At 62.2% G+C, this 17,534-nt stretch carries 15 protein-coding genes; 9 read left to right on the top strand and 6 right to left on the bottom strand.

Going from position 1 to position 17,534, the window contains the following annotated elements:
- Positions 1–126: 126 nt before the first annotated feature.
- Positions 127–1,116: a lauroyl-Kdo(2)-lipid IV(A) myristoyltransferase gene (lpxM, locus tag BN1118_RS08620; protein ID WP_043555855.1), complete on the bottom strand. Its 990-nt coding sequence runs from the start codon at positions 1,114–1,116 to the stop codon at positions 127–129.
- Between the two features lie 276 nt (positions 1,117–1,392).
- A complete protein-coding gene (locus BN1118_RS08615) occupies positions 1,393–2,385 on the bottom strand; it encodes a TDT family transporter (RefSeq protein ID WP_043555552.1) in 993 nt (330 codons plus the stop codon).
- A gap of 99 nt (positions 2,386–2,484) precedes the next feature.
- Between BN1118_RS08615 and BN1118_RS08610 the strand changes: the two genes are divergently transcribed.
- Entirely contained in the window at positions 2,485–3,414 is a 930-nt protein-coding gene (locus BN1118_RS08610; protein ID WP_043555550.1) for a LysR substrate-binding domain-containing protein, read from the top strand.
- A gap of 101 nt (positions 3,415–3,515) precedes the next feature.
- Here the strand turns inward: BN1118_RS08610 and BN1118_RS08605 are convergent, their stop codons facing one another.
- From BN1118_RS08605 to BN1118_RS08595, 3 genes are all read right to left on the bottom strand, one after another.
- Positions 3,516–4,505: a Gfo/Idh/MocA family protein gene (locus tag BN1118_RS08605; protein ID WP_043555549.1), complete on the bottom strand. Its 990-nt coding sequence runs from the start codon at positions 4,503–4,505 to the stop codon at positions 3,516–3,518.
- Between the two features lie 21 nt (positions 4,506–4,526).
- Entirely contained in the window at positions 4,527–5,372 is an 846-nt protein-coding gene (gene nfo / locus BN1118_RS08600; protein WP_043555548.1) for a deoxyribonuclease IV, read from the bottom strand.
- Positions 5,373–5,514: 142 nt separating this feature from the next.
- The gene (locus BN1118_RS08595; protein ID WP_043555546.1) at positions 5,515–6,435 is read right to left on the bottom strand and encodes a LysR substrate-binding domain-containing protein; all 921 of its coding nucleotides are present in this window, start codon (positions 6,433–6,435) and stop codon (positions 5,515–5,517) included.
- Positions 6,436–6,565: 130 nt separating this feature from the next.
- On the opposite strand from BN1118_RS08595, the gene BN1118_RS08590 reads away from it, so the two are divergent.
- A complete protein-coding gene (locus BN1118_RS08590) occupies positions 6,566–7,324 on the top strand; it encodes an SDR family NAD(P)-dependent oxidoreductase (RefSeq protein WP_043555545.1) in 759 nt (252 codons plus the stop codon).
- A gap of 123 nt (positions 7,325–7,447) precedes the next feature.
- Here the strand turns inward: BN1118_RS08590 and BN1118_RS08585 are convergent, their stop codons facing one another.
- On the bottom strand, positions 7,448–8,881 hold the full coding sequence (locus tag BN1118_RS08585) for a glycoside hydrolase family 1 protein (RefSeq protein ID WP_043555544.1): 1,434 nt from the start codon (positions 8,879–8,881) through the stop codon (positions 7,448–7,450).
- A 165-nt stretch (positions 8,882–9,046) separates the two neighbouring features.
- On the opposite strand from BN1118_RS08585, the gene BN1118_RS08580 reads away from it, so the two are divergent.
- The 7 genes from BN1118_RS08580 to BN1118_RS08550 form a co-directional block, all read left to right on the top strand.
- Entirely contained in the window at positions 9,047–9,925 is an 879-nt protein-coding gene (locus tag BN1118_RS08580) for a LysR family transcriptional regulator (protein WP_043555542.1), read from the top strand.
- A gap of 251 nt (positions 9,926–10,176) precedes the next feature.
- Positions 10,177–11,814, top strand: coding sequence for a sensor domain-containing diguanylate cyclase (locus BN1118_RS08575; RefSeq protein WP_043555854.1), 1,638 nt, complete (start codon positions 10,177–10,179; stop codon positions 11,812–11,814).
- A 1,352-nt stretch (positions 11,815–13,166) separates the two neighbouring features.
- Positions 13,167–13,712, top strand: coding sequence for a phage tail protein (locus tag BN1118_RS08570; protein WP_043555853.1), 546 nt, complete (start codon positions 13,167–13,169; stop codon positions 13,710–13,712).
- Positions 13,713–13,747: 35 nt separating this feature from the next.
- Positions 13,748–14,323: a phage tail protein gene (locus BN1118_RS08565; protein ID WP_043555541.1), complete on the top strand. Its 576-nt coding sequence runs from the start codon at positions 13,748–13,750 to the stop codon at positions 14,321–14,323.
- 29 nt (positions 14,324–14,352) lie between these two features.
- On the top strand, positions 14,353–14,904 hold the full coding sequence (locus BN1118_RS08560; protein ID WP_043555540.1) for a phage tail protein: 552 nt from the start codon (positions 14,353–14,355) through the stop codon (positions 14,902–14,904).
- On the top strand, positions 14,901–15,437 hold the full coding sequence (locus tag BN1118_RS08555; RefSeq protein WP_043555539.1) for a GNAT family N-acetyltransferase: 537 nt from the start codon (positions 14,901–14,903) through the stop codon (positions 15,435–15,437). The genes BN1118_RS08560 and BN1118_RS08555 overlap by 4 nt, the downstream gene beginning before the upstream one ends.
- A gap of 117 nt (positions 15,438–15,554) precedes the next feature.
- Positions 15,555–17,534, top strand: a 1,980-nt coding sequence (locus BN1118_RS08550; RefSeq protein ID WP_043555536.1) for a beta strand repeat-containing protein, incomplete at its 3' end; no start/stop codon positions are given.

Below are 17,534 nucleotides of genomic sequence, written 5' to 3'. Positions count from 1 at the left end.
AGAAACGGTTATTTTAATTATCCTGATATTTTTTTCCACTTTGGGGTGCAAGGGAGTGCACCATCCCGGGTGCAGCGCCCACAAAAATGGCCCCGAAGGGCCATGACAAACAGCAGTGACCCCCCCTCAGGGGCGAGGGGGAAGATCTCCCCGGATCCGTTTAATGCCCTCTTCGTAGAGGCCATCCGGCCCCTCCTGATCCTCGCGGGTATCGAAGATCTTGAGGAACCACATGTACTGGCCGGGATGACGGGTCAGCTGCTGCTGCACCATGTCATTCATGCGGCAGGTGTCCGCCATCAGATCGGCGCTGGGATAATCCGTAAACGGCGCCTCTATCTCCAGACGGTAGCAGTAGTGCGCCTCGTCATAGCAGGCCAGCAAGGGCACGGCCCGTGCGCCGCTGACCTGCACCAGACGTGGCAGGGCCGGCAGGGTCGCCTTGGGGTAGCCGAAGAAGGGGGCAAAGATGCTCTTCTCGCGGCCATGATCCTGATCCGGCAGATAAAAGAAGCTGTGTCCCCCCTTGATGGTCCGGATCACCGCCTTGATGCCGGCGCTGCGCTCGTAGACGCGGCAACCGTTCTTGGCCCGGGCCCGGTTGAGGTGCCAGTCAAAGACCGGATTGCGGGAGCTCTTCATCATGGTGCACATGGGCACACCACGCTGGGTGAAGTAGTAGCCGGCGGCATCGACCGGCCAGCTGTGGGGCACCACCAGGATCACGGGGCGGCCGGCGGCCTGTTCGGCCTCGATATGTTCCCAGCCGCTCACCTGGATGCGGCTCATCAGGTAGGCGGGGCTGCGCACCGTGAACTCACCGAAGCCGAGCAGGGTCTTGAGACCGATGCGAATGGAGGTCATCAGGATGGCATCGCGCTCGGCGTCGCTCTTGTCGGCAAAGCAGATATCCAGGTTGGTCCTGGCGATATAAATCTGCTTCTTGGACAGCTTGACGATCAGCGGCGCCAGCCATTCTGCCAGCTTGTCACGCCAGCGGGGCGGCACGAAGGCGAGCAGACAAAGCGCACCGAGCGCCAGCCAGCTCGGCCAGTAACGCGGGCGCAGAAAACGGGTCTGAAAAGAGGAGTCAAACACAGGATCTTGGGCAGACATGAATGAGGTCAAACGAAGAAAATGGGGTTGCATTGTATTCGTCCTGACAGGTAATACCAGTGAAATTCATCGTGAGCCCCCCACGGTGAGCGCTGGTTCAAAAAATGGATCCGCCAGGGACTGACATCCCCGCTTTCGACCCGCAAGAAGAGACAAAAAAGCGCTCCACCCATGGTGGAGCGCTGTCGCTGCTGTCTGGTCAGCGGAGCATGTCATCACGCATGCCCTTCTCGTTGACCGACCCCTTATCCCCTTGCTCTCCAGCAGAGTCTTTGCCTAGCGGCGGGCACCGTGCCGGGCCATGCCGGACGCCATGCCGCTGTCACCCAGCGGCAGGAAGAACATCAGATAACGCAGGGCCACGTAGCCGACAATCAGGGTGGCGGCGCCCAGCTCGAAGTGGGCAAGCAGGTTGATCTGTTCCACATAGTGAGTCGCTTGCGGCCACTGCTCCAGCAGGTGCCCCACCTTGAACAGGGCGGTGGCGCCTATCACCAACGGGAAGGTAAAAGCGGCATAGCCCGGTGAGAACGGCAGACGCAGCAGCTTGATGAAGGCCAGGTAGATGATGCCGGTCATCAGGATGGCGATCCCCAGCAGCACGGCCACCAGCAGCAGGGAAGGATCCTCGGTCACCGTCAGGTAGCCGGCCAGTGACAGGCTGGCAGGGGCCGCCAGAATGGCGATGGTCGGCTTGGCAGCATCCGGCACCTCATGGCTGAAGATGAGACGGTAGAGCATCAGCGGCAGCATCAGAGCGTAGCAGAGCATGCCGAACCAGAGCAGACCGTCGGCCAGCGCGGCAAACTGGCCGCCGGGAAAGGCGACGTCAGCCACGATAATGCCCACAGGCGGTACGAACCAGCTCGGTACCATGTGATGGATCTCGAACTGTCTGGCCCTGTGCCAGAGGAAGGTCGCCAGGAAGAGAAGGTGCAGCACCACGGCAAACAACCAGAGCCCCTCGCCAAGGCCCGGGCTCAGCATGCCGATCGCCTTGGAGACCACCATGGTGCCCATGGCATAGGTGGGGACCACGCTGCCCACCACGGGGTGAGCCAGATCCTGCCACAGCAGGCGCGGATGGAGCAGAAACTTGAAGGTGAGGATCACCAGCAGCACGGCGGCGACGGCGGCGCCCAGCAGTTGCAGGCGGCCATCGAACTGACCGGCATTTTCCCAGCACCAACCCAGACTGGCGATCCCGAGTGCCAGGCCCGCCATGGGGGTCGGGGCTTTGCCCAAGGATTGACGGGTTCTTGCGATCATGTCTGAAACCTCTTGTGAGAGACGATGTGCATAGGATAAAGAGCGGCTATCGTTTACGATATCTAAATGAATTGAATCAATCGTTCAGGTTAACCAAACATGAAACTGACCCTGCAACAACTCAAGGTGTTCGCCACCATAGCCCGCTATGGCAATCTGGGACTGGCCGCCAACGAGCTCTGCCTCAGCAAGGGCGCCGTCTCCCAGTCATTGCAGGAGCTGGAGCGCCAGCTCGCCACCCCCTTGTTCGACCGCATCCACCCCAGATTGCAGCTCAACAACGAGGGGCGCCTGCTGCAACCGGCCGCCGAAGAGTTGCTGACCCGGATGCAGGATATCGAGACCCTGTTCAGCCCGGATGCGGAGCCGAGCGGCCAGCTGCGCCTCGGTGCCAGCCAGACCATAGGCAACTACCTGCTCCCTACCCTGCTGGCCAGCAGCAAGCAGGAGCTGGGTCTGCCCCCCAGGGTCACCATCACCAACACCCACAAGCTCTGCCATCTTCTGGCCAACTTCGAGCTGGATCTGGCATTGATAGAGGGGCAGAACCACCACCCGGATCTCGTCAGCGAGCCCTGGCTCAATGACGAGATGCTGATCGTGGCGCACCCCGACCACCCCCTCGCCCGGCGCAATCGCCTGTCGCTCAGCCAGCTGAGCGATGAGACCTGGGTGCTGCGCGAACCCCAGTCGGGCAGTCGCGAGCAGTTCGAGCTGCAGATCCAGCCCGAGTTGCCCCGCTGGCAGGCGGGGCTCGAGCTCAACACCCTGGAGGCCGTGATGCTGGCGGTTGAAAAAGGGCTGGGGATCTCCTTCATCTCCCGCCTGGCGGTGTCGGATCGGTTGCAGGCCGGTCGGCTGGTGGCCTTCTCCCTTGCCCGGCGCTTCCCCCGCCAGCTCTCCCTCATCTGGCATCGGCAGAAATACCACTCGGCCACCCTGCGCCGCTTCCTGCAGTTTTGCCGCGCACAGGAGGGAGCCCTGCCTCAGCCTCAGGTGACCACAGCCGGGTCGCCAACGAGCAGATAGGGTGAGCGTCTGAGGCATGATGGCTCGCCGCTTGCCGCTCAAACCAGCAAGAGATCAGACAAAAAGAGAGGGCGCCCCGGCGCCCTCCCTGCACATCATGATCACAAGCCGGCTTGCAAGCCACGCTCGACCCAGCCCAGCACTTGTCTGGTCAGGGCCTGCGGCACCCAGGGTGAATCGCTCAACCCCTGCCTGACACTGGCGGCGAAATGATCCGCCTCGTACTGCATGCCGCCGCCCGCCACCGGCTCTGCAATGTCTCCCGGCCAGGCAGGCAAGGGATCGCCCGTGAGCCAGCATACCTGCTGGGGGTTCCACCACTTGCCGACCAGTTGCAGGGCCCAGCCCTCGCCGCCAAGATACGCCGCCTTGTCGAGATCCTGGACGATGGAGGCATCCAGCTCGGCCACGAGGGGGCCGGCAAAGCGGAAGCTGGCGGCCTCGTCCACCTCGCCAGTCTGGCGGGAAAGAGCGACCTGCGGCTCACCCGCAGCCAGCCCCAGCTGGTGACAGATGGCGGCGTAGAGCCAGAGCGGATAGACACCCACATCCCAGGCGGCGCCGCCGGCCAATGCGGGATCAAACAGCTTGCCGTCTCGCTCCTGCACCGAGCCGAAGGCCGCCCGCAACCGGTTGGGGGCAGGCAGGGCGTCGAGCCGCCGCATCAATTCGCGCATGGCGGGGAAGCACATCACCTTCATCGCCTCCATCAGCAGCAGGCCGCGCGTCCGGGCGAGCTGCACCAGCGCATCCCAGTCTGCTACCTGAGTCACCGCCGGCTTTTCCACCAGCACGTGCTTGCCCGCCAGCAACATCTGCCTGATCAGGCCGGCGTGCTCAGGGTGGATCACCGCCACGTAGACGGCCTCCACCTCGGCGCTGGCCGCCAGCGCCTGATAGCTGTCATAGGCAAGGGGCAGTCCCTGTTCATCGGCAAAGGCCCGGGCCCGCGTCTGATCACGGGCGGCGATCGCCACCACCCGGCTGCCACTGGCGTGATCATTCACGTCCCGGCAGAAACGACGGGCGATGGCCCCCGCCCCGGCAATGCCCCAGCGCAGTGGCGCCGCGCTCAGTTCCTCTGTTTGCATCCGTTCTTTCTCCTGCACGGGTTATGCCTTGGCCAGACTGCGCAGCCAGCGGATCTCGTCGCCCCAGATGGACTCATCTATGGTCTCCAGGATCAGCGGAATGCCGTCGAAACGCTCGTCATTCATGATGTGGTGGAATACCGCCTCCCCCAGATTGCCCTGCTGCAGGCTGTGGTGGCGATCGACCCGGCTGCCGAAGGTGCACTTGGCACCGTTGATGTGCATCCCCTTGAGATACTGGAAACCGACGATGCGGTCGAAGTCGGCGAACACCTGGGCACAGGACTCGGGCGTGCGCAGATCGTAACCGGCGGCGAAGGCGTGGCAGGTATCGAAACAGACGCCGACCCGGCTCTTGTCTTCCACGCCGTCGATGAGGGTGGCCAGATGTTCGAACGACCAGCCGAGGTTGCTGCCCTGCCCGGCTGTGTTCTCGATCACCGCCGTCACCCCCTGGCTGCGCTCCAGCGCCCAGTTGATGGATTCACTCACCAGTTTCAGGCTGGCCGCTTCCGGGATCTGTTTCAGGTGGCTGCCGGGGTGGAAATTGAGGTAGCAAAGCCCCAGCTGCTCGCAGCGCTTGAGCTCATCGAGGAAGGCATCGCGGGATTTGGCGAGGCCGTCGGGATCCGGATGCCCCAGATTGATGAGGTAGCTGTCGTGAGGCAGGATCTGTTCGGGGCGAAAACCGGCTTTCTCGCAGGCCTGCTTGAAGGCGCGGATGCTGGCCTCGGAGAGCGGCGCCGCCTGCCACTGGCGCTGATTCTTGGTAAACAGGGCGAAGGCGTTGGCGCCGATGGCTTCTGCGCGGGCTATGGTGTTCTCCACCCCGCCGGCGGCACTGACGTGGGCTCCGATATATTTCATGAGATCTCCTCTGCTCTGTAAGAGCGCCATTATGCCGATCTCCCCCGCCTACGCCAAACCGGGATCCTCGATGGCCGTCATAGAGGTTCTGATCACAGGTGCCCCGCATGACGAATGGAGGTCATCCGTTACCGACCCCGCATCAGGTGACGACCGCCGAGTCAGCAGCCAGCGCCTCATCCAGCACCTCGCTCAGCCAGTGGATGAAGGCCCGCACCCGGGGCGAGAGCTGGCGACGATGGGCATAGAGGGCATGGATCGGCAAGGGCGGCGCCTGCCACTGGGGCAGTATGGCCACCAGCTCCCCACTGGCGAGCAGCGGCTCGACCCCGACTCCTGGCAGCTGGATGATCCCCAGCCCCGCCTGCGCCGCCGCCAGATAGGCTTCGCTGTCGCTCACCGTGAGGGTCCCCGCCATCGCCAGCACGGTGCGAGTGCCATCGGCCTGCACATACTCGAAACCGGCCTCGCGACTCCCGGGCCCGGCCCCATAGTGCACCAGCCTGTGCTGCGCCAGATCCGCCAGCGTCTGCGGTGTGCCGTGGCGAGCCAGATAGGTGGCGCTGGCGCAGTTGATCTGGCGGTAGTGACCCAGGGGGCGCGCCACCAGGCTGGAGGACTCCAGCGCCCCCACCCGCACCACGCAGTCGAAGCCCTCACGCACCAGATCGACCCGTCGATCCGTGCTGCTCAGCATCAGCTGCAGATCTGGATGGGCCGCCAGAAAGGCGGGCAGCGCCGGGATGACCAGATGGCGCGCCATCCGGCTTGGCATGTCCACCCGCAGCTGGCCGCTGAGTTGTCCCCCCTGCCGGAACAGCCCGTTGAACTCCTCCATGTCGGCCAGCAGCTCCTGGCTGCGGGCATAGCAGAGCTGACCATCCGTGGTCAGCTGCACCCGCCTGGTGGTGCGATGGAGCAAGCGGGTGCCCAGCTGTTCTTCCAGCCGGCGGATGGCCGCGGAGAGCGTTGCCTTGGGCATGCCCAGCTGCTCGGCGCTGCGGGTGAAGCTCTCAAGTTCGGCCACCCGCATGAACATTCTCATCGCATCCAGTTGATCCATGGCATCATTGTCACTTTGAACGGAACAGTGCATCTATTATTACCATCTTTATCCATGGTGCACGCACCAATAGAGTGGCACTAGCGGCTCGTCCCGAGCCCGCATCCACCCCATTGACAGGAGTCGTACCATGACCCGTTCCATCGCCCTCATCACAGGCGCCAGCCGCGGCCTCGGCAAACACTCGGCCCTGGCCCTTGCCGCCAAAGGCGTCGATCTCATCATCACCTATCGCAGCCAGGCCGAAGAGGCGGCCACCGTGGTGGCGCAGGCCAATGCGCTCGGCATCAAGGCCCACGCCTTGCCACTCGATGTGGCCGACAGCGCCTCCTTCGCCACCTTCGCGGCTGAGGTGCGCCAGTTGCTGCAGCGGGAGTGGCAACGCGAGCGGTTCGACTTTCTGGTCAACAATGCCGGCATCGGTATCCACGCCAGCTTCGAGCAGACCACTGAGCAGCAGTTCGATACCCTCATGAACATTCACCTCAAGGGGACCTTCTTTCTGACCCAGCAGTTGCTGCCCCTGATCCGCGATGGCGGGCGCATCATCAATCTCTCGACCGGCCTCACCCGTTTCGCGCTGCCCGGTTACGCTGCCTACGCCGCCATGAAGGGGGGAATAGAGGTGTTGACCCGCTATCTGGCCAAGGAGCTGGGCCCGCGCGGGATCGCCGTCAACGTGGTGGCGCCCGGTGCCATCGAGACTGATTTTGGCGGGGGTGTGGTGCGGGACAACCAGGCCGTCAACGACTTCATCGCCAGCCAGACCGCGCTCGGGCGAGTCGGCCAGCCGGACGACATAGGCGGCGTGATAGCGGCCCTGCTCTCGGATGACAGTCGCTGGGTCAATGCCCAGCGCATCGAGGCCTCGGGCGGCATGTTTATCTAGCGCCCATCGCAGCATGCCCCTGCATCGCACAAGAGGTCGGCGGCAAAACGAAAGGCCCCCTCACACGAGGGGGCCTTTTCCGTAGCAGAGCCTGTTGTACCAACGCAATCCGAACCGAGTGATTTACAGCGTCTTGCCGCCGCTTGCGATCACCGATTGATACCAGTGGAAGCTCTCTTTCTTGATCCGACGCAAGGAGCCGCCCTGCTCATCGCGATCCACATAGACGAAGCCGTAACGCTTCTGGTAGCCGTTGAGCCAGCTCAGGATATCGGTGAAGGACCAGGCGCAATAACCAATCAGCGCCACCCCGTCCTGCAGCGCCTGCTGACAGGCGACCAAGTGGCTGCGCAGGTAGGCGATGCGGTAATCATCGTGCACCTTGTCATCTGCCCCCAGCTGGTCAAACTCGCCGAGGCCATTCTCGGTGATCATCAGCGGCAAGCCGTAGCGGGAGGAGAGGCGGCGCAGGGCGATGCGCATCCCGGTCGGGTCTATGGCCCAGTCCCAGTTGCTGGTTTCCAGATGGGGGTTGGGCGCCGTCTTGTAGAGGCCCGGAATGCCGCTCGAGGGGGTGGTGCCCTTTTGTCCCGTGGTGTTGATGCGCTGCAGTGTCTGGCCGCCGAGAGGGTTGTCGGTGAAGGTCAGGGTGTAGTAGTAGTTGACGCCTATGTAATCCGGCGTGCCTTCGCGCAGCAGCTCAAGATCTCCCGGCAGTATTTCCGGAGCCTCGCCATTTTCTTTCAGGTAGGCGAGCGCCGCCTGGGGGTAGCGGCCGAAGCAGTAAGCGTCCAGCCACCAGTAGTTGGTGAACTCCTCGGCATTTTCGAACGCCAGCATGTCTTTGGGGTCACATGACGCCGGATAGGCGGGCGAATAGGCAAAGCTCGGGCCTATCAGGCCGTTCGGCACATGCTGGCGGAACGCCTTGATCACCCGGGCGTTGGCCAGGAAGGCGATGTGGTTGGCGGCGAAGAAGCGCTTGCGGTCCTGCACTGCGGGGGGATGGGTGCCGAGCTGATAGGCGTTGGTCAGGTTGTAGTTCTGCTCGTTGAGCGATACCCAGTACTTCACCTTGCCGGCGAAGCGCTGATACAGGGTCACGCAGTAGCGCTCGAAGTCGTCGATGATGCGTCTGTCTTCCCAGCCGCCGTACTCATCCTGCAGCGCCTGGGGCAAGTCCCAGTGATAGAGGGTCAGCACGGGCTCGATCTTGTGCGCCAGCAGGGTGTCGATGAGTTTTTCGTAGAAGGCGAGACCCGCCTCGTTCACCTCGCCCCGGCCGGTCGGGTAGATACGCGGCCAGCTCACCGAGAAACGGTAGGCCTTGAGCCCCATCTCGGCCATCAACGCCACGTCCTCTTCCATGCGGTGATAGTGATCGACCGCCACATCGCCGTTGCTGCCCTCAAAGGTCTTGCCCGGCAGCTTGGTGAACAGATCCCACACAGAGGGGCCCTTGCCGTCGGCATTCCAGGCCCCTTCCACCTGATAGGCGGCGGAGGCGGCGCCCCACAGAAAATCTTTCGGGAAATCGTTGAACATATGGTGATGCATCTGGTGTTGCTCCTTCTGCGCGTATGGTGTCAGCCATCTCTGATAAGTCGGCGCCCCATTCAAGGGGTCCCAAATAAATTGGCATAAGCATCGAACAGTTCTAAAATTCCGTCCAATGATAAATGTGGCCATTCAACATTCCCAACAGGAATGAAAGGAGCTGTGGTGGAGCTACGGGATCTGAAAGCCTTCGTGACCCTGGGGGAGGTGCTGCACTTCGGTCAGGCGGCGGTGCGCCAGCATGTCACCCAGTCGGCCCTGAGCAAGCAGATAAGGCGGCTGGAGGAGGAATTTGGCGGCGAACTGTTTGAGCGCAACGCCAGCAGCACCCGCCTGACCGTGCTGGGGCGGGCGCTCTATGCGGATGCCAGCGCCCTGGTGGCCCAGAGCGAACAGCTAGGGCGCACCGCCCGCGACGTGCTGGCAGGCAACAGCGGCACCCTGCGCATCGGCTTCGGCGTGGCCACCAAGATACTGGTACCCGCTGCCATCGCCCGCTTTCGCGCCGAGCGGCCGCAGGTGACCATAGAGCTCAACGACCTCTCCACCCATCATCAATTGCTGGCCCTGAGCGAGGGCAGGCTGGATCTCGGCTTCTGCCGCCTGCCCGCCCCCAAGGGCTGGGAGGTGCTGCCCGTGGTGCAGGCGCACTTTGTCGCCGTACTGCCAGCCAGCTACAGCGGCATAAATGAACTCGCGGATCTGGTGGACAAGCCGCTGGCCATTTTGCGCCGGGACAAGGCACCCTCGTTTTACGACAACCTGATGCACTACCTGGCCCAGAGCGGCATGCGCTTTCGCGATATCCAGTACGTCAACGACTTCGCCGCCGGGGTCGCCACCGCGGCGGCGGATATCGCCTGGACCCTGGTGCCCTCCTCCACCACCATAGAGCACCCGGATGTGCTTACCCTGCCCCTGCGCGAAGCCGAGGCAAGCTGGACCATAGGCCTCATTCGCCCGCCCCACAGCAAGGGCCCGCTCATCGATGCCTTCTGGCAGATTGTCGCGGCCATGGTCGCACCAGCGGGCGAGCCGGGTTGACCTTTGCCACGCGCACTCGCCGCCTCGCCTGCCCAGGGAGAGGTCCCTGTCAGGGGTGACGGCCCCACGACTGCCTTTATTGCGTGATCCGTGCCGGCCAAGGATGGGGAACAGAGAAGATCACCTTTTCGATCAAGGCATTGAGATGGGTGGGCCAGGCCGGATAGTAGTAGCTTTTCGGCAGTTGGCTCCATTAGAATCAGCTGGCTCATTTCCACTACCGCACCTTGATACCGGACGCCTTCCTGCTCATGCTACTTCCTCGGTTCCTGAAAATTGACCTGCGCAGCCTCATACTCGCACTGGCCGTCATCAGCGTCATGGCGACCCTGAGCAACAGTTTTTATGCCACTTACGAGGCGCAGCGGGCACTGCTGATCAGCAACACTCTGGATGCCAATCGCGTCTACGCGGCCAAGCTGGCCGAGATGACCAACACCATGCTCCAGTCCAGTCAGAGCCAGCTGGCCTACAGCGCCGCCCTGCTAGCCCCCGCCATGAAGGATGACAGCACCCTCTTGAGTGAAATGCAGCGACTGCAACAGCAGACGGCGACCTTCAACTCGGTGGCCGTCGTGAATGCCGATGCCGTGGTCGTGGCCGTCTATCCCGATACGCTGCAAGTAAAGGGGGCCAGACTCACTTCCCAGAGCGCCAAGCGCTCCATCACGACCCGCCAGCCGGTGATCACGGATCCGTTCGTTTCGCTCTCGGGCAACTATCTCATCAGCATCTCCTACCCCATCTTCGACAAGGAGAAGCGCTATCTCGGCTATGTGGCGGGCACCATCTACCTCCAGTCACACAACATGCTCTCCGGCATACTGGGCCAGCACTACTATCAGGATGGCTCCTCCCTCTATGTGGTGGATCGCAACAGAACCCGCATCTATCACCCGGACAGTGCCAGGGTTGGTGAAAAAATCCGTGACAACGGGGTGGTCGATCGGGTGTTGAATGGCGAAGAAGGGGCGCTCGCACTGACTGACGAAACGGGCACAGAGATGCTGGCCGGCTTCGCCCCCATCCCGCAGACCCACTGGGGGGTGGTGGCACAGCGTCCCCGCGCCGCCACCCTGGCCGGACTGGATCAGCAGATGATGCATGTGCTGCTCAAGATCATTCCCATCAACCTGCTGATCCTGCTGTTCATCTGGATTTCCGCCATCTTCATCTCCAGGCCACTGTGGCAGTTGGCCCACAAGGCCAAGCTGATGGATCAGCAAGAGTCGCTGAAGAACATCGCCAGGATCCGGGTCTGGTACTTCGAGGCCGCCCAGCTCAAGCAGGCCATGCTCAAAGGGCTGGGGCTGCTCAATACCAGGATCACCCAGCTGCACAATGACAGCCATACCGATGCCATGACGGGCCTGTTCAACCGCCGGGGCATGCAGCAGGTGCTCGACAGCTATCAGGCGCTGGGCCAGCCCCTCGCCGTGATAGCGCTGGATATAGATCACTTCAAGCAGATCAATGACGGCTTCGGTCATGATGTCGGGGACCAGGTACTGGCCGCCCTCGCGGCCTTGATGCAGCAAGGCGCCAGACAGGCGGATGCCTTGTGCCGCAGCGGTGGCGAAGAGTTTCTGGTCTTGCTGCCCGGCCTGCCGCTCCCCCTCGCCTTCGAAATCGCCGAGCGGTTGCGCCAGCGGGTCGCCGCACATCCCATGCCCGGCGCCGGCCACATCACCATCTCGCTCGGGGTTGCCCATTGGCCCGGCAGCGATGACGATCTCAACGCCGTGTTGAAACAGGCCGACAAGGCACTTTATGAAGCCAAGCGACGAGGCCGCAATCGCACCGTGCTGGCCGGTCGCGATCAGCAACCCGTCCATGACGGTGCCCTGCCACCGCCAGAGGCTCCCCAAAAGCGCGGACACCCCGACTAAGCAGGTGTCATCTGGGCAGCCAGATTGGAGCAAGGTGCACAGACCCGACCATGGGAGTCAGGCTGCGGCAAGCGGCTTGATGCGATACGCCATTCACCGTCAGCCGGAGCATGGCTCAATTCTATGGCTCATTGCCCTCGTCAGACGTCGAGCCTGCGCTGGGTCAGCCACTCCACCATGGCGGGGCCACGGTGAGAGCAGCAGGTTTCGGTCGCCTGATCCCCTGACATGTCAAAGTCGGGAACAGTTTGTAGGGGCATATTGTCAGCCCCACCATCTCCACCAATGACCAGACGGCGGCGCACATCCGGGCCAGTCGTCTGGTTCCCCTGCTACCCGAACACATGAGGGCATGCACAGCCGGTTATCTATTACGGCAGCCGCACCTTGCCCACCGCCGGGGCATCAAGGATGTCATACCAGAATAGAGAAAACGGTGGGCCACCTGCAGCAGGATCGGAAAACGTGCGAAGAAGGTTATTTATTTACTTGAAAGAGGTCTTGGTCATACACATAAAGTGGATGACCAAGAGGACGGAAAGAGTATTAGAGACTGATTAATTGGATTGGTCGCCTTTACCAGGCTGCCGCATAGTTGGTTACAACAGTACATCCCTTTCCCAAGAGTGGTTATGGAACAGTCAAGGTGTAGCACACTATTAGTGATTTGCTATTTAGCGAGCATGTCTTCCAGTTTTAACTCAGCAGCCAATAAACAACGCAATCTTATTATTGAGCACCTCTGGACATGGTAACGACTGTATCACCTAAAAAGATGACCGGGAGGACTCGACAACGACATCTCACGTATCTCATATTCGAGTTTATACCTTAGCTAGCCTGCTAGGAATTTTACTACGATCAGCCACATATTTTGATTAGGCATGATAAATCAGCTTAATACGCTCCTGGCCTGTGATGCCGGCATAACTATCCATTGTTCGATATCGAGTCAGATAGCATCGATGTCAATCATTGCAGTAGATATAGAAGCAAAGTGACGCAAGCACCCATCCTTTCAGTTGGCCAGTTCACTTTGATAGTGCAGCGTGCACGCTGCATTCAACGCCTACATTCGACGGTATAGCGTGCGAATGGGATACAGGTTGAGGGATAGATGCTGGTTACAACACGGTATTTTTCTACAATTCTATGCTAAGTCACTTCAGTGCTTTTTATGAAAATAGATGTTGAGTAAATACATCAACTATTCGTGGTTCGTAGCAAGCGCAATTAAACATTAAAAAATGCACTTGCCAAATGAATCCAAACTTGTCTATTGTCTACAAGCGCTTGCTACTCTCCTGCAGTAAATGGATTTCGGCGCCATTATCTTGTTCAAGGAGAAAAACATGGATCCCTTTCTCGGTGAAATTCGCCTGTTCCCCTGGGGTTGGGCACCTGATGGGTGGCTCCCTTGCGAGGGCCAGGTTCTACCATTCAACAGCAATGTCGCGCTGGCCTCCCTGCTGGGCAAAAACTTTGGCGGTGACGGCACCACCACCTTCGGCCTGCCGGATCTGCGTGGCCGGGTCGCTCTGGGGCAGAACTTCAGAGCCTCCACTGTCGATCCGGTCATGGATCAACACCTTTTGGGCACCAAAGGCGGTAGCGAAACCGTGACGATGCCGCAAAACTCGGTGGCACAGCATAACCACGCCACGCATGTCTCCAACGACCCGGGCAACGATGACCCGGGCGGCAACATTCCTGCTGTCAGCTCGAACACCAAAGGGGTCCCGGCAAAACCGACCTATACCTCGGCAACCGGCACTCTGATCGCCCTCAACAGCGCGACCGTCACCCCAACGCCAGGCATGCCCATGCCGAATGTGCAGCCCTCCATCGTGGGCTATTTCTGCATCGCTACGACGGGCATCTACCCGCCGCGCCAGTAACGGCTGTCTACAGACCCTCAAGCAAGGAAACTGACATGTCTGAAGCTTTCGTCGGAGAAATCCGCATGTTCGCCGGCAACTATGCGCCAGAGAATTGGGCGTTCTGTGACGGTTCGCTGATGCCCATCAGCAACTTCCAGGTGCTCTACTCGTTACTGGGCACCCTGTACGGCGGCAACGGCAGCACCAACTTCGGTCTCCCGGACTACCGTGGCCGGCTCCCCGTGGGCCAGGGCACCGGCACCGGACTGACCCCAAGGACGCTAACGCAGAAGTTTGGCGTGGAAACCGTGACCATGAGGCCGGAAAACACTGCCTCCCACACCCATGGCTTTATGGTGAGCGCCCAAGATGCCACGTCGCCGATCCCATCCCCAGCCGCAACGCCCAATAGCATGACCTTTGGCAAATTCCCGGGCGCGGGGATCATCACCGGACTGTACAGCGCAGGAACCGGAACCTCCGTCACCGTTGCGATGAACCCACAGTTTCTCGACTCGGCACTGACCCCGAGCGGTGGCGCTGCAACCCCCCACAGCAACCTGATGGGTTCGTTGGCGATCAACTACATCATTTGCCTGGTCGGCCTCTATCCGACCCGACAGCAGTGACCCCCTCACTCAATCTGGAATGACCGATCATGGACGCTTTTACCGGTGAAATCAGACTGTTCCCCTACAACTTCGTCCCGCAAAACTGGGCGTACTGCGATGGCTCGCTCATCACCGTCCAGCAGAATCCAGCCCTCTATTCGGTGATTGGCAACCTGTATGGCGGCACCCCCGGACAGAACTTCAATCTGCCCAATCTCAACGGGCGCGTGGCCATGGGGGCCGGGCCCGGCCCCGGGCTGACCGACAGGCCAGTTGGCACGGCCATGGGAGCCGACCGGATAACCATGGTGGCCAGCAACTTCGCCCCGCATACCCATCAGGTGTTGGCCAAGGACGGCAGCGAATCGGCGGCCGCTCTGGATATTCCCAACAACACCGCCTACCTGGCACAACCCCGCAACGTCCGCCTGTACAACAACACCGCACCAACGGCGACAAACCAGACACTGGCGGCCACCACTGTGGGCAACGCCGGTAGCGGCGCAACGTCGACGGCCTTGCGCAACACCATGCAACCCTTCCAGACACTGTCCTACTGCATCTGCCTGGATGGCGAGTACCCGATCAGAAGCTCATGACTCACATCACCGCTCTCCATTTGCCGACAGGCAACGTGGCCGTACTGCGCAAGCAGAACAGCCACGACCTGGGATTTCTCCAGGCGCTGTACGCCTCACGCCGCTGGGCCGAAGTCAGTGCAGTGCCTGGCTGGAAAGACGCCCAGCGCCGGGCTTTCCTGCACTCCCAGGCCGAGCTGCAACGCCAGCATTATGAAAAGCACTTTCCCGCCGCGGACTTTCTGATCGTCGAGCAGGCCGGCAGCCCGATCGGGCGCCTGTGCGTGCAGTACGCGGCCGACGATGTGCGCATTGTCGATATTGCCCTGCTACCGGACTGGCATGGCCGGGGCATCGGCACCGAGTTGTTGCGCACGGTACTGGCCAAGGCCGACGCCCAGCGTCAGACCTGCAGCCTGAGCGTCGAACAGGGCAGCCGTGCCCGCCGGCTGTATGAGCGGCTGGGCTTCCGGGCCGGTGCCGACAGTGGCCTATACACCCAAATGCAGCGTCCCGCGCGGATGGCCGCCCGGGAAGAGATCGACAGTCCCTGAGCATCGAGTAATACCTGCCCCCCAAGGGGCCGGCTGTAGCCGTGCTGTAAGCGCTGGACCTTTATCAACAATCACGCTGGACACGACCCAAAACCGTTCGCAAGGCAGGAAGCCCTCATGAGAACACCGCTGACCGCGCCAGGTAACTGGCTGACACGCCCGCTGATTTCACTGTTTCTGTTGCTGGTCATGCTGACCATGAGCAGCCAGGCCATGGCGGTTGCCCCCGTGATCACCAATCCGGCCTCCGGCAGCACCTTGCCCACCATCGCGGTGGGTCAGAGCATGAGCATCACCATCAGCTCTGTCGGCGGCACCATGCCCCTGGACCGCTGGGTGGAGTGCGACGCCAACGATCCGGACTACGATGGTGTGACCCCCTGCCTGCCACCGGGCCTGATCCTCGATGCGTCCCCCGGCAGTGCGACCACAGTGTTGCACGGCACCCCGACCGCCGCCGGTAACTACACCTTCAGCATCACCCTCAATGACGGCAACAACGATGGCGGGGTCGCCACCTACAACCTGCTGGTCACCAGCTCCGCAGTACCGACCCTGACTTCCGCTGCACCGAACAGTGGTTCCACCGCTGGCGCCACCTCAGTCACCCTGACCGGCACCAATCTGACTGGCGCTACCGCCGTGAGCTTTGGCGGAACAGCGGCCACCGGCTACACCGTCAACAATGCAACCACCATCACCGCGACCACCCCGGCCCACGCCGCCGGCGCGGTGAACGTGGTGGTCACCACGCCTGGGGGCAGCGCGACCCTGACCAACGGCTATACATACACAGTACCGGCACCGATCGCCGGCCCGGTCAGCGCTACGGTTGCCGCCAACAGCAGTGCCAACCCGATCACCCTGGCCCTCAGTGGCGGCACTGCCACCAGTGTCGCCGTGGCCGGCGCCGCCAGCCATGGCACTGCCACCGCCAGCGGCACCAGCATCACCTACACCCCAACCGCCGGATTCTCCGGTTCAGACAGCTTCACCTACACAGCCACCAACGCCAGCGGCACCTCCAGCCCGGCTACGGTGACCATCACCGTCAGCCCGCCGAGCATCAGCCTGAGCCCCACCACGTTGAGCAACGGCACTGTCGGCATCAGCTACAGCGCGACGCTCACCGCCTCCGGCGGCACCGCGCCCTACACCTATGCGATCACCGCCGGTAGTCTGCCGGCCGGCCTGAGCCTGAATACCAGTACAGGTGACATCAGTGGCACGCCGAGCGCCAGCGGCGCAAGCAACCCGACCGTCACCGCCACCGATGCCAACAGCGCGACCGGCTCCCGGGCCTACACCCTCACCATCGATGCCCAGGCCCCAGTCGCCAGTGCCGTCAGTGCCACCGTCGCCGCCAACAGCAGTGCCAACCCGATCACCCTGGCCCTCAGTGGCGGCGCTGCCACCAGTGTCGCCGTGGCCAGCGCTGCCAGCCATGGCACTGCCACCGCCAGCGGCACCAGCATCATCTACACCCCGACCGCCGGATTCTCCGGGTCCGACAGCTTCACCTACACAGCCACCAACGCCAGCGGCACCTCCAGCCCGGCCACGGTGACCATCACCGTCAGCCCGCCGAGCATCAGCCTGAGCCCCACCACGTTGAGCAACGGCACTGTCGGCATCAGCTACAGTGCGACGCTCACCGCCTCCGGCGGCACCGCGCCCTACACCTATGCGATCACCGCCGGTAGTCTGCCGGCCGGCCTCAGCCTGAATAACAGCACAGGTGCAATCAGTGGCACGCCAAGCGCCAGCGGCGCAAGCAACCTGACCGTGACCGCCACCGATACCAACAGCGCTAGCGGCTCCCAGGCCTACACCCTCACCATCGATGCCCAGGCCCCAGTCGCCGGTGCCGTCAGCGCCACTGTCGCCGCCAACAGCAGTGCCAACCCGATCACCCTGGCCCTCAGTGGCGGCGCTGCCACCAGCGTCGCCGTGGCCAGCGCCGCCAGCAATGGCACTGCCACCGCCAGCGGCACCAGCATCACCTACACCCCGACCGCCGGGTTCTCCGGTGCCGACAGCTTCACCTACACAGCCACCAATGCCAGCGGCACCTCCGGCCCGGCTACGGTGACCATC

This window comes from Aeromonas bestiarum, from assembly GCF_000819745.1.
Lineage (GTDB): Bacteria > Pseudomonadota > Gammaproteobacteria > Enterobacterales > Aeromonadaceae > Aeromonas > Aeromonas bestiarum.
This window is presented reverse-complemented; position numbering and strand designations above follow the sequence as displayed.